Raw genomic sequence first — 12,557 nt, 5'->3', positions numbered from 1 at the left:
AGCCATGTCAAAATATAACTGGGATGAAAAGCATATCATCACCTTCCCTGAAGAAAAAGTGGCCCTCTCTACCAAGGATTTACATGTTTACTATGGTAAAAATGAATCCATCAAGGGCATCGATATGCAATTTGAAAAAAATAAAATAACAGCCTTGATTGGTCCTTCTGGATCAGGGAAATCTACTTATCTTCGCAGTCTCAATCGGATGAATGATACCATTGATATTGCCAAGGTCACAGGTCAAATCCTCTACCGAGGGATTGATGTCAACCGTCCAGAAATCAATGTCTATGAGATGCGCAAGCATATCGGAATGGTCTTTCAACGTCCAAATCCATTTGCCAAGTCTATTTACCGCAACATCACTTTTGCTCATGAACGTGCAGGTGTTAAGGACAAGAAAGTACTTGATGAAATTGTAGAAACCTCTCTAAGACAGGCTGCCCTTTGGGATCAGGTCAAAGATGACCTACACAAATCAGCCTTGATGCTTTCTGGAGGTCAGCAACAACGTCTTTGTATCGCTCGCGCCATCTCTGTTAAGCCAGATATCCTCTTGATGGATGAACCGGCGTCAGCCTTGGATCCGATTGCGACAGCCCAGCTGGAAGAAACCATGTTGGAATTAAAGAAGGACTTTACCATCATCATCGTTACCCACAGTATGCAACAGGCTGCGCGTGCAAGTGACTACACAGGATTTTTCTACCTGGGTGATTTGATTGAGTACGATAAGACATCCAATATTTTCCAAAATGCTAAGTTACAGTCAACCAATGACTATGTAACGGGACACTTTGGTTAGAAAGGAAACGGTATGTCAGAAGCGATTTTACAGGTCTCAGACCTGTCCGTTTATTACAATAAAAAGAAGGCCTTGAATAGTGTTTCCCTTTCTTTCCAACCTAAGGAAATAACAGCCTTGATTGGTCCTTCTGGATCAGGAAAGTCTACCCTACTCAAAGCCATCAACCGCATGGGCGATCTAAATCCTGAGGTGACAACAACTGGATCAGTGGTCTATAATGGTCACAATATCTACAGTCCCCGTACTGATACAGTTGAATTGCGTAAGGAAATCGGTATGGTCTTTCAACAGCCCAATCCCTTCCCTATGTCTATCTACGAAAATGTTGTCTATGGGCTACGTATCAATGGTGTTAAGGACAAGCAAGTTCTTGATGAAGCAGTAGAAAAGGCCTTGCAACGTGCTTCTATCTGGGATGAAGTAAAGGATCGTTTGCATGATTCGGCCATTGGTCTCTCAGGTGGACAACAACAACGTGTTTGTGTTGCTCGTGTCTTAGCAACCAGTCCTAAAATTATCCTCTTAGATGAACCAACTTCAGCTTTGGATCCTATTTCTGCAGGTAAGATTGAGGAAACCTTGTATGGTCTGAAAGATAAATACACCATGCTCTTGGTAACGCGTTCGATGCAACAAGCCTCTCGTATCTCTGATAAAACAGGATTTTTCCTAGATGGGGATTTGATCGAGTTTAACGATACGAAGAAGATGTTCCTAGACCCACAAAACAAGGAAACAGAAGATTATATTACAGGAAAATTTGGATAAGGAGTTGAATGATGTTACGATCTCAATTTGAAGAAGATTTGGAGAAATTGCACAACCAGTTCTATGCTATGGGACAAGAAGTGCTCTCGCAGATCAATCGTACAGTGCGTGCCTTTGTTACGCATGACCGTGATTTGGCAAAAGAAGTCATCGAAGACGATGCAGAAGTAAATGAATATGAAGTGAAGTTGGAAAAGAAATCATTTGAAATGATTGCCCTTCAACAACCTGTTTCGCAAGATCTTCGTACCGTCTTGACTGTTCTCAAGGCAGTGTCAGACGTGGAACGCATGGGAGATCATGCAGTGTCTATCGCTGAGGCGACCATTCGTATGAAGGGGGAGCAACGTATCCCTTCTGTTGAAGAAGAAATCAAAAAGATGGGACGCGACGTGAAAAACTTCGTCGAAGCAGCTCTAGATCTCTATCTCAACGGTTCTGTGGATCAAGCCTACGAAGTAGCAGCTATGGACGAAAAAATCAACCATTACTTTGATAGCATCCGTGAATTGGCTACAGAAGAAATCAAGAAAAATCCTGAAGCCATTGTTACAGGACGCGATTACTTCCAGGTCATTTCTTTCTTGGAACGTATCGGAGACTACGCAAAAAATATCTGTGAATGGGTTGTTTACTTTGAAACAGGTAAGATTGTCGAACTATAAGAAACGGTTTAAATATACAGAAGAAAAGGCTGATTAGAATAAATCAGTCTTCTTTTTTATGAAAAGAATTGTTTTACAATCAAAATCTCTAAAAGGGTTGACAACTATTTTTAAAAGAGTTATAATTATTCAGAATTAACAGAAAGGTCGTTTATTTATGAAATTTAAGAAATGGATATTAGTTGTGTGTAGTATGCTTGCCAGTGTGGTTCTAGTAGCTTGCCAGTCAGGAACGGATAGTTCTCAGTCTGCTGTGGACGCTATTAAACAAAAGGGAAAGCTAGTTGTTGCGACCAGCCCAGACTATGCACCGTTTGAATTCCAAGCCTTGGTAGATGGTAAAAATCAAGTGGTTGGTGCAGATATTGATATGGCTCAAGCGATTGCGGACGAGCTTGGGGTTAAACTTGAAATCTCAAGTATGAGTTTTGACAATGTCTTGACCAGCCTTCAAACTGGAAAGGCTGACTTGGCTATTGCAGGAATTAGTGCCACAGATGAAAGAAAGGAAGTCTTTGACTTTTCAATCCCTTACTATGAAAACAAGATGAGTTTCTTGGTTAGAAAAGCCGATTTAGACAAATACAAGGATCTTTCAAGCTTCGCAAGTGCCAATATTGCAGCTCAAAAGGGAACTGTTCCAGAAACCATGGTCAAGGAACAATTACCAAATGCCCAGTTGACATCCTTGACCAATATGGGTGAAGCAGTCAATGAGTTGCAGGCTGGAAAAGTGGATGCTGTTCATATGGATGAACCAGTTGCTCTTAGCTACGCAGGTAAAAACTCAGACCTTGTCGTTGCATCTGTTAACTTGACAATAAAAGATGGCGAAGCCAATGCCGTTGCTATCAAGAAGGATCAATCAGACTTGAAAGCGGTAGTAGATAAGGTTATCCAAAAACTGAAAGATGACGGAACCTATCAAACTTATCTTGAAAAAGCAGCGAAACTAACAGAAGTTGAACAATAAGAAAAAGCAGAGTTGGACTTTAATCCAATTCTGCTTTTATGTATTGTAATAGCTCTTCTAGATTTTCGAGAGTGACTTTGGCGAACTGATAAGGACAGGCGTCCAAATAAGCCTTCTCAAAAAAGTCTAATTTGAGTGAGCTGTGTTTCAGACTGGCAATTTTAGGATAGTGTCTCAAATCAAGTAAAAGACCATCGTGTAGAGGATAGTGGGGCAAGGGACAGGTGTTTTCTTCAAGCACTTTCTTTATCTGAGCCTGATAGTTCTCTTGAAGGGTCAGTCTGGCCAGTCGATTTTTTTCAAATAACTGGCTATCGATGTAAAGAGAAAGAGCCTTTTGCATGATGAGATTGCTGTCATAGTCTAGGATATTTTTATAGGAAACAAAGGCCTCTTTTAGGGCATTTGGGAGAATGAGAGCGGTAATACGAAGGGCTGGAAAGAGACTAGTTGAGAAGGACTTGATATAAATGACCCGATCCTCAGTATCCAGATAGTGGAAGGTTTGGCCCTTCCTAGGATCTAGGTCCCCTAAATAGTCATCCTCTACGATGTAAACACCATACTGGTTTGCTAGATCCAGAATAGCCTTTTTTTCCTGATCAGAATAGGAATGACCTAGGGGATAGTGGAAGCGAGGAATGGTATAGAAAAACTTGATTTTCCCAGATTTGAACTGTTTTTCCAGTTCTTCAAGGTTGATGCCATCAATTCGGCGTTCAATGGTCTGGTAGGCTAATCCTTGAGCGACCAAGAGACGATTCATCCGGTGGTAGGTCGGCTGTTCGACCAAAATCTCAGCTCCCTTGCTCGGAAAGTTAATCTGAGAAAGGATAAAGAGAGCTTGCTGGGTGCCAGAAGTTAGAACCAGTTGGTCGGGTTTACAGTAGAGGGCTTGGTCAAAGAGGAGTTGATGGACAGATTGTCTCAGTTCCTCAAGGCCTTCTTGGTTGTCATAGTAGTTGAAGAGGTAGTTTTCTCGGCCTATCAGGGTTTCGTTGACGCAGAGTCGGAAGTCGTCATAGGCACTGGCATGTTCGTCAGTGACTTCGATTTCCAAGTCCTGATGCTGGCCTTGTTCTAGAACATAGTAGCCACTTTGGGGTTTGGCATAGAGGTATTGTTCATGGCGTAATTCCAGCAGGGCTCGTTGGATAGTGTCCTTGCTACAGTGGAAGTCTTGGCTCAGTTGACGGATAGAGGGAAGCCGGCTACCTGTTGGAAATTTTCCTGATTCGATACCTTTTTTGAGAAAGGAAACGACTGCTTGGTATTTACTTTCTTTCTTCATTCCAGACCTCCGTTGATTTTGTTACATTGTACCTTTTTTTTGACTCCTTTGCAATGGGAAAAGCATTTCTCCCTTTCACAACTAGGAGCAAATGTGGTATACTTAGAAAGTATGATGATTCATTGAAAAGAAGATAAGAAAGAGAATGGATAGAAAAGTGCAGGAACCGGTAAAATTATTTCAATACAATACTCTAGGTGCCCTAATGGCAGGTCTCTATGGTGGAACCATGACAGTAGGAGAATTGCTGGAACATGGTGACCTTGGTTTGGGGACTTTGGATTCGATTGACGGGGAATTGATCGTCCTTGATGGCAAGGCTTATCAAGCCAAGGGGTCTGGTCAAACGCCTGAAATCGTTGAAGTGGCAGCGGATGCCCTTATTCCCTATGCAGCAGTGGTTCCTCATCAGGCAGAAGTGATTTTCCGTCAGCGCTTTGAGATGACTGATAAGGAATTAGAAAAGCGGATTGAGTCCTACTATGATGGGGAAAATCTTTTTCGTTCCATCAAGATTCATGGCGAATTTTCACAAATGCACGTACGTATGATTCCTAAATCCACACCTGATACCAAGTTTGCTGATGTCGCGACACACCAACCTGAATATAGCCGTGAAAATGTATCGGGAACCATTGTTGGATTTTGGACACCGGAGATTTTCCATGGGGTGAGTGTTGCAGGCTACCATTTGCATTTTATCTCAGATGATTTGACCTTTGGTGGGCATGTGATGGACTTTGTTATCAAAGAAGGAATGATTGAGGTTGGGGCAGTCGACCAGTTGGACCAACGTTTTCCAGTCCAAGATCGCCAGTATTTATTTGCCAAATTTAACGTTGACGAGATGAAGAAAGATATTGATAAGTCAGAATAGGAGAAAAAGATGACAGTACATATTATCCTTACCATGATCGCTTTGGTTCTCATTCTAGTAAGTGGGACTTGGTATGCCAAAAAACGGTTTAAAATCTCTCTTGCAGTGATGGGCTTGGGGGCAATCGCATTTTTTGTTTCTTCTCAAGTGTTAGAGAAGATGGTTCACCTTCTGATACTCCATCCGCAAAAAGATGGAACCATTCCGCTTATGCAGGAGCAGCCTTTCTTATACGTCCTTTATGGGATCGCTATGGCAGCCCTCTTTGAAGAGACGGCTCGTCTTATCTTTTTTAAATGGTTGGAGAAAAAGAGAAAGCTAGAAGATCGAGATGCTTTGGCCTATGGTTTGGGACATGGGGGCTTGGAGATGCTCTATCTCGGAATGGGAAGCTTGATCAGTCTTTTGATTCTCTTTTCACTCATCCAGTCTTCAAATACTGATGTAGCCAATCTTCTTCCAAAATCTACGCTCGAAACGGTTCAGTCTCTTTCTGTATGGCAGGTTTATTTACTAGGAGTTGAACGTGTGCTTGCTCTGATTCTACAAATTGGTCTTTCCATCTGGGTCTATCAAAGTGTCCGTCAAAAGAAATGGATCTACCTCCTTGCTGCCTATGGTTTGCATGCCTTGTTTGACTTGGCTCCAGCCTTATCTCAGGTAGGATGGATTGCAAATCCGCTTTTAGTTGAGTTTATTCTTCTCGCAGAACTTCTAGCCTTTATCTGGCTGACAAAATTTACATTTTGGAAAAAATCATAAAAAGAGGGGTGACCTCTTTTTTTATGTAATGATAAAACAAGCTCTTTTTATGGTCGTCAAATGTCTCTAAAAATGGTATAATGGAATGAATTTTGAAAAAGGAAGAGTGACATGTCAGTAAAAGAAAAAATGCTTGAAATCCTAGAAGGAATCGATATTCGTTTTAAGGAACCTTTGAAGACCTATACCTATACCAAGGTTGGAGGTCGAGCAGATTACCTAGTTTTACCGCGCAATCGCTATGAGATGGCGCGTGTTGTTCAATTTGCCAATCAAGAGAATATTCCTTGGATGGTGCTAGGAAATGCCAGCAATATCATTGTTCGTGAAGGTGGAATCCGTGGTTTTGTCATCTTGTGCGATAAGCTCAATAACGTTTCGGTTGATGGCTATACCATCGAAGCAGAAGCAGGAGCCAACTTGATCGAAACGACACGTATTGCTCTCCGTCATAGTTTGACTGGTTTTGAGTTTGCTTGTGGGATTCCTGGAAGCATCGGTGGAGCTGTCTTTATGAATGCGGGTGCCTATGGAGGAGAGATTGCTCATATCTTGCAGTCTTGTCAAATTTTGACCAAGGAAGGGGAAATCGAGACCTTATCTGCCAAGGACTTGGCTTTTGGTTACCGCCATTCAGCTATTCAGGATTCTGGGGCTGTTGTTTTGTCAGCTAAATTTGCCCTAGCTCCAGGGAATCATCAGGTTATCAAGCAAGAAATGGACCGCTTGACGCACCTACGTGAACTCAAACAACCTCTAGAATACCCATCATGTGGGTCAGTCTTTAAGCGTCCAGTTGGGCATTTTGCAGGACAGCTGATTTCAGAAGCTGGCCTGAAGGGCTATCGAATCGGTGGTGTGGAAGTATCTGAAAAGCATGCCGGTTTTATGATCAATGTTGCTGACGGAACGGCCAAAGACTATGAAGACTTGATCCAATCTGTTATTGAAAAAGTCAAGGAACACTCAGGTGTCACTCTTGAAAGAGAAGTCCGAATCTTGGGCGAGAAGGAATAAGGTTGGGGGTTGAAAAATTGCTGCTATAACCATTGTAAAGGGGGTGAAAGCCTATCGTGAGTGAAGATGTATGTAGGCAGTTCAATCTCCTACACGAGGTGGTAGCGGCCTGACAGAGCCCTGATCTGTTAATTTATGAAAAAGAAGGAATTTATGACAATTGAAAAAACCAATTATTGAATTCAAAAACGTCTCTAAAGTTTTTGAAGACAGCAACACCAAGGTTCTCAAAGACATTAACTTTGAGTTGGAAGAAGGGAAATTCTACACTCTTTTAGGCGCATCTGGTTCAGGAAAATCAACCATTCTAAACATCATTGCAGGTTTACTGGATGCGACGACAGGGGATATTTTACTGGATGGGGTACGGATTAACGACATCCCAACCAACAAGCGAGATGTCCATACGGTCTTCCAATCCTATGCCTTATTTCCACATATGAATGTGTTTGAAAATGTTGCCTTTCCACTCCGCTTGCGTAAAGTCGACAAGAAAGAAATCGAGCAGCGAGTTGCGGAAGTTCTCAAGATGGTTCAGTTGGAAGGTTATGAGAAACGTTCTATCCGTAAACTTTCTGGAGGACAACGCCAGCGTGTGGCTATTGCCCGTGCCATTATCAACCAACCTCGTGTGGTCTTGTTGGATGAGCCCTTGTCAGCGCTGGACTTGAAATTGCGAACAGACATGCAGTATGAACTGCGTGAACTGCAGCAACGATTGGGGATTACCTTTGTCTTTGTCACTCACGATCAGGAAGAAGCCCTTGCTATGAGTGACTGGATTTTCGTTATGAATGATGGCGAGATTGTCCAGTCTGGAACACCTGTGGACATCTATGATGAGCCGATTAACCATTTTGTTGCCACCTTTATTGGTGAGTCCAACATCTTGCCAGGAACCATGATTGAGGACTACTTGGTCGAGTTTAACGGCAAACGCTTTGAAGCGGTCGATGGGGGGATGAAGCCAAATGAGCCTGTCGAGATTGTCATTCGTCCAGAGGACTTGCGCATTACCCTTCCTGAAGAAGGCAAGCTCCAAGTTAAGGTTGATACCCAGCTCTTCCGTGGGGTTCACTACGAGATTATCGCCTATGACGAACTTGGAAATGAATGGATGATCCACTCGACTCGTAAGGCCATCGTTGGTGAGGAAATCGGTCTGGACTTTGAACCAGAAGACATCCACATCATGCGCCTCAATGAAACAGAAGAAGAGTTCGATGCTCGTATCGAAGAATATGTAGAAATCGAAGAGCAAGAAGCAGGTCTGATTAACGCGATCGAGGAGGAAAGAGATGAAGAAAACAACCTCTAAACTCTTTGTAGTGCCCTACATGCTTTGGATTGCCCTCTTTGTTCTCGCACCCTTGGTCTTGATTTTCGGTCAATCCTTTTTCAACATCGAAGGGCAGTTTAGTTTAGAAAACTACAAATCTTACTTTGCGTCACAAAACTTGACCTATCTCAAAATGAGCTTCAACTCTGTGCTTTATGCGGGGATTGTGACTCTAGTGACACTTCTTATCAGCTATCCAACAGCCCTCTTTTTGACCCGTCTCAAGCACCGTCAACTCTGGCTCATGCTGATTATCCTGCCGACTTGGATCAACCTACTCCTTAAGGCCTATGCCTTTATCGGAATTTTTGGTCAAAATGGCTCTATTAACCAATTCTTGGAATTTATCGGAATCGGTTCGCAACAGTTGCTCTTTACTGATTTCTCCTTTATCTTTGTCGCAAGCTACATCGAGCTTCCCTTTATGATTTTGCCGATCTTCAATGTTTTGGATGATATGGATAACAATCTCATCAATGCCAGCTATGACCTCGGTGCTACCAAGTGGGAAACCTTCCGTCATGTCATCTTCCCTCTGTCTATGAACGGGGTGAGAAGTGGGGTTCAGTCTGTCTTTATCCCAAGTTTGAGTCTCTTCATGTTGACACGTTTGATTGGTGGGAACCGCGTTATCACACTGGGAACGGCTATTGAGCAGAACTTCCTTACAAATGACAACTATGGAATGGGTTCTACCATCGGTGTGATCCTCATCCTGACCATGTTTCTCACCATGTGGGTGACCAAGGAAAGGAGAGAACGATGAAAAAATTTGCTAATCTCTACCTAGCCTTTGTCTTCATCATCCTATATTTGCCAATCTTTTACTTGATTGGCTATGCCTTTAATGCTGGCGATGATATGAACAGCTTTACTGGTTTTAGCTTGAGCCATTTTAAAACCATGTTTGGTGATGGCCGTCTCATGTTGATCCTCACCCAAACCTTTTTCTTGGCCTTTCTATCAGCCTTGATAGCGACCATTATCGGGACTTTCGGTGCCATTTACATCTACCAGTCTCGTAAGAAATACCAAGAAGCCTTTTTATCACTCAATAATATCCTCATGGTTGCGCCTGACGTTATGATTGGTGCTAGCTTCTTGATTCTCTTTACCCAGCTTAAGTTTTCACTTGGCTTTTTGACAGTTCTATCTAGTCACGTGGCCTTCTCCATCCCAATCGTGGTCTTGATGGTCTTGCCTCGTCTCAAGGAGATGAATGATGATATGATTCACGCGGCTTATGACCTTGGTGCTAGTCAGTTCCAAATGTTCAAGGAAATTATGCTCCCTTATCTGACGCCGTCAATCATTGCGGGTTATTTCATGGCCTTCACCTATTCGCTGGATGACTTTGCCGTGACCTTCTTTGTGACGGGAAATGGCTTTTCAACCCTGTCAGTCGAGATTTACTCTCGTGCTCGTAAAGGGATTTCGCTAGAAATCAATGCCCTGTCTGCCCTTGTCTTTCTCTTTAGTATTATCCTAGTTGTTGGCTATTACTTTATCTCACGTGAGAAGGAGGAGCAAGCATGAAAAAACTCTATTCATTTTTAGCAGGAATTGTAGCGATTATCCTTGTCTTGTGGGGAATTGCGACTCATATAGATAGTAAAATCAACAGCCGAGATAGTCAAAAACTGGTTATCTACAACTGGGGGGACTATATCGATCCAGAACTCTTGGAGAAATTCACAGAAGAAACAGGAATCCAAGTCCAGTACGAGACCTTTGACTCCAACGAAGCCATGTATACTAAGATTAAGCAGGGTGGAACGACCTACGACATTGCTATCCCGAGTGAATACATGATCAATAAGATGAAGGACGAAGACCTATTGGTTCCTCTCGATTATTCAAAAATTGAAGGAATCGAAAATATCGGACCTGAGTTCCTCAACCAGTCATTTGACCCGGGCAACAAATTCTCCATCCCATACTTCTGGGGAACCTTGGGAATTGTTTACAATGAAACCATGATAGATGAGGCGCCTGAGCATTGGGATGACCTCTGGAAACCAGAATACAAGGATTCCATCATGCTCTTTGATGGGGCGCGTGAGGTGCTGGGACTCGGGCTTAACTCACTCGGTTACAGTCTCAACTCCAAGGATCCTCAGCAGCTGGAAGAGACAGTGGATAAGCTCTACAAACTGACTCCAAATATCAAGGCCATTGTGGCGGACGAGATGAAGGGTTACATGATCCAGAACAATGCTGCTATTGGTGTGACCTTCTCAGGAGAAGCCAGCCAGATGTTGGAGAAAAATCCTAACCTCAAATATGTCGTTCCGACAGAGGCCAGCAACCTCTGGTTTGACAATATGGTCATTCCCAAAACCGTGAAAAACCGAGATGCAGCCTATGCCTTTATCAACTTTATGTTGAAACCCGAAAATGCTCTGAAAAATGCGGAGTATGTGGGCTACTCAACACCTAACCTACCAGCCAAGGAAATGCTCCCAGAGGAGACTCGTGAGGACAAATCCTTCTATCCAGACGCTGATACCATGAAACACCTAGAAGTTTATGAGAAATTTGACCATAAATGGACAGGAAAATACAGCGACCTCTTCCTCCAGTTTAAAATGTATCGGAAGTAGGAGTATATAAAAAACGAATTAGTCAATCTAGTTCGTTTTTTGTTTTAAAAAATTTATATTTGGGCTTGACAAAAGCAATTTTAATGATAAAATAGTATCCTTTATTCATTTAGGAGGAAAAAAATATGTGATTTATTTGGTATTCAGAAATGAAAACTCTTACAAAGTATGATATACTAGTAGTAGTTTTAAATAGGTTATATCTATTGCTTGTTATAGGGTTACATACAAGATATGGGGTATAGCTACCTATCTACCTCGCGAGGGGCCGGAAACTCGTTCCAATTTGGACATGTTTGTGTTACCCAATTCCTTGTCTAGCTACCTATCTACCTCGAGAGGGGCCGGAAACAACGCCATGTAACCATCTTCGTCGAACCAGTACCGCTTACGTATAGGTACCTATCTACCTCGCGAGGGGCCGAAAACAATTCAGGTTCCGCATACCAACTTACATCTAAACCATAAAGAACACCCTACGCACCTCGGTAGGGGACGGAAACAGCAGAATCCAGATAGCTATGAATCGTTTCACTTCACTTAAACAACCTATTCACCTCGAGAGGGGCCGGAAACAGGTAGCGCTCAAAGTTCTTGTTCAATCGGTCATTCGTATAGCCCCCTATCTCCCTCGAGAGGGGCCGGAAACACCCCACCAGCAGTGACATCAATGTAATGAAGATGTTTTTGTATAGATACCTAACTACCTCGCGAGGGGCCGGAGACCACGCTCTAAATTTTGGAATCATCCCAAATCCTCGTATAGACACCTATCTACCTCGAGAGGGGCCGGAAACTCAAGAAACTTTTTTGTCATCATGCACTGTGAGCAAGATGGTATAGCTACCTATCTACCTCGCGAGGGGCCGGAAACAGTGATAGCTGAGATTCTTCGGTCAAATACATACGGGTATAGCTACCTATCTACCTCGCGAGGGGCCGGAAACTCAATCTCTTCATAATCGGGAAGAATATTTGTAAAGATAAAGTATAGCTCCCTATCTACCTCGAGAGGGGCCGGAAACTATTCGCCAATTTGATTTTCTTGTCCGTCACGCACGTATAGCTCCCTATCAACCTCGAGAGGGGCCGGAAACCCAGAAATACCCTTGAATGGATAATCATCATCTAAGCGGGTTATAGCTCCCTATCTACCTCGCGAGGGGCCGTAAACAAGTAGTCACGAATAATAAAGTCCAAAGTCCTTACGGTATAACAGTGTATAGACACCTATCTACCTCGGGAGGGGCCGGAATTGGGACAAGGTACACGGCTTTAGTTGCTTTCTTTTGCTTGTATAGATACCTATCTACCTCGCGAGGGGCCGGAAACGGTAGCAAGATAGGTACGATAGCACCGTCTGAATTGAGTATAGATACCTATCTACCTCGGGAGGGCCGGAAACTGAATAAAGTTCATGATCGTACGTTGATCATCTTGTGTATAAGAAC

General features: G+C 43.0%; 12 protein-coding genes. 11 read left to right on the top strand and 1 reads right to left on the bottom strand.

Going from position 1 to position 12,557, the window contains the following annotated elements; all coding sequences use genetic code 11:
* The first annotated feature begins 4 nt into the window (after positions 1-4).
* From pstB (HMPREF0849_RS06200) to HMPREF0849_RS06185, 4 genes are all read left to right on the top strand, one after another.
* Positions 5-808, top strand: coding sequence for a phosphate ABC transporter ATP-binding protein PstB (gene pstB, locus HMPREF0849_RS06200; RefSeq protein WP_000049851.1), 804 nt, complete (start codon positions 5-7; stop codon positions 806-808).
* 12 nt (positions 809-820) lie between these two features.
* Positions 821-1,579, top strand: coding sequence for a phosphate ABC transporter ATP-binding protein PstB (pstB, locus tag HMPREF0849_RS06195; RefSeq protein WP_001287329.1), 759 nt, complete (start codon positions 821-823; stop codon positions 1,577-1,579).
* Between the two features lie 11 nt (positions 1,580-1,590).
* Positions 1,591-2,244, top strand: coding sequence for a phosphate signaling complex protein PhoU (gene phoU / locus HMPREF0849_RS06190; RefSeq protein WP_000946470.1), 654 nt, complete (start codon positions 1,591-1,593; stop codon positions 2,242-2,244).
* Positions 2,245-2,401: 157 nt separating this feature from the next.
* The gene (locus HMPREF0849_RS06185) at positions 2,402-3,217 is read left to right on the top strand and encodes an ABC transporter substrate-binding protein (RefSeq protein WP_009013643.1); all 816 of its coding nucleotides are present in this window, start codon (positions 2,402-2,404) and stop codon (positions 3,215-3,217) included.
* Between the two features lie 19 nt (positions 3,218-3,236).
* On the opposite strand, the gene HMPREF0849_RS06180 is transcribed toward HMPREF0849_RS06185, so the two are convergent.
* Complete coding sequence (locus tag HMPREF0849_RS06180; RefSeq protein ID WP_000712266.1) at positions 3,237-4,508, bottom strand: aminotransferase-like domain-containing protein; 1,272 nt, start codon at positions 4,506-4,508, stop codon at positions 3,237-3,239.
* A gap of 145 nt (positions 4,509-4,653) precedes the next feature.
* On the opposite strand from HMPREF0849_RS06180, the gene budA reads away from it, so the two are divergent.
* From budA to HMPREF0849_RS06145, 7 genes are all read left to right on the top strand, one after another.
* Positions 4,654-5,385 carry an acetolactate decarboxylase gene (budA, locus tag HMPREF0849_RS06175; protein WP_000375405.1) on the top strand — a complete coding sequence of 244 codons (732 nt, stop codon included), beginning with the start codon at positions 4,654-4,656 and terminating at the stop codon, positions 5,383-5,385.
* A 9-nt stretch (positions 5,386-5,394) separates the two neighbouring features.
* Entirely contained in the window at positions 5,395-6,147 is a 753-nt protein-coding gene (locus tag HMPREF0849_RS06170; protein ID WP_000215875.1) for a YhfC family intramembrane metalloprotease, read from the top strand.
* 111 nt (positions 6,148-6,258) lie between these two features.
* Complete coding sequence (gene murB, locus HMPREF0849_RS06165) at positions 6,259-7,164, top strand: UDP-N-acetylmuramate dehydrogenase (protein WP_000111590.1); 906 nt, start codon at positions 6,259-6,261, stop codon at positions 7,162-7,164.
* 160 nt (positions 7,165-7,324) lie between these two features.
* On the top strand, positions 7,325-8,482 hold the full coding sequence (locus HMPREF0849_RS06160; protein WP_000742904.1) for an ABC transporter ATP-binding protein: 1,158 nt from the start codon (positions 7,325-7,327) through the stop codon (positions 8,480-8,482).
* On the top strand, positions 8,463-9,269 hold the full coding sequence (locus tag HMPREF0849_RS06155) for an ABC transporter permease (RefSeq protein ID WP_000754115.1): 807 nt from the start codon (positions 8,463-8,465) through the stop codon (positions 9,267-9,269). The genes HMPREF0849_RS06160 and HMPREF0849_RS06155 overlap by 20 nt, the downstream gene beginning before the upstream one ends.
* Positions 9,266-10,039: an ABC transporter permease gene (locus HMPREF0849_RS06150; protein WP_000712716.1), complete on the top strand. Its 774-nt coding sequence runs from the start codon at positions 9,266-9,268 to the stop codon at positions 10,037-10,039. Before HMPREF0849_RS06155 ends, HMPREF0849_RS06150 begins: the two co-directional genes overlap by 4 nt.
* Positions 10,036-11,106 carry an ABC transporter substrate-binding protein gene (locus HMPREF0849_RS06145; RefSeq protein WP_000737947.1) on the top strand — a complete coding sequence of 357 codons (1,071 nt, stop codon included), beginning with the start codon at positions 10,036-10,038 and terminating at the stop codon, positions 11,104-11,106. Before HMPREF0849_RS06150 ends, HMPREF0849_RS06145 begins: the two co-directional genes overlap by 4 nt.
* Positions 11,107-12,557: the final 1,451 nt, after the last annotated feature.

Origin of the sequence: Streptococcus sp. C300 (assembly GCF_000187645.1) — a bacterium.
Classification (GTDB): domain Bacteria; phylum Bacillota; class Bacilli; order Lactobacillales; family Streptococcaceae; genus Streptococcus; species Streptococcus oralis_CQ.
Note: the sequence above shows the minus strand (reverse complement) of the source record. Positions and strands in the feature narration are given on the sequence as shown.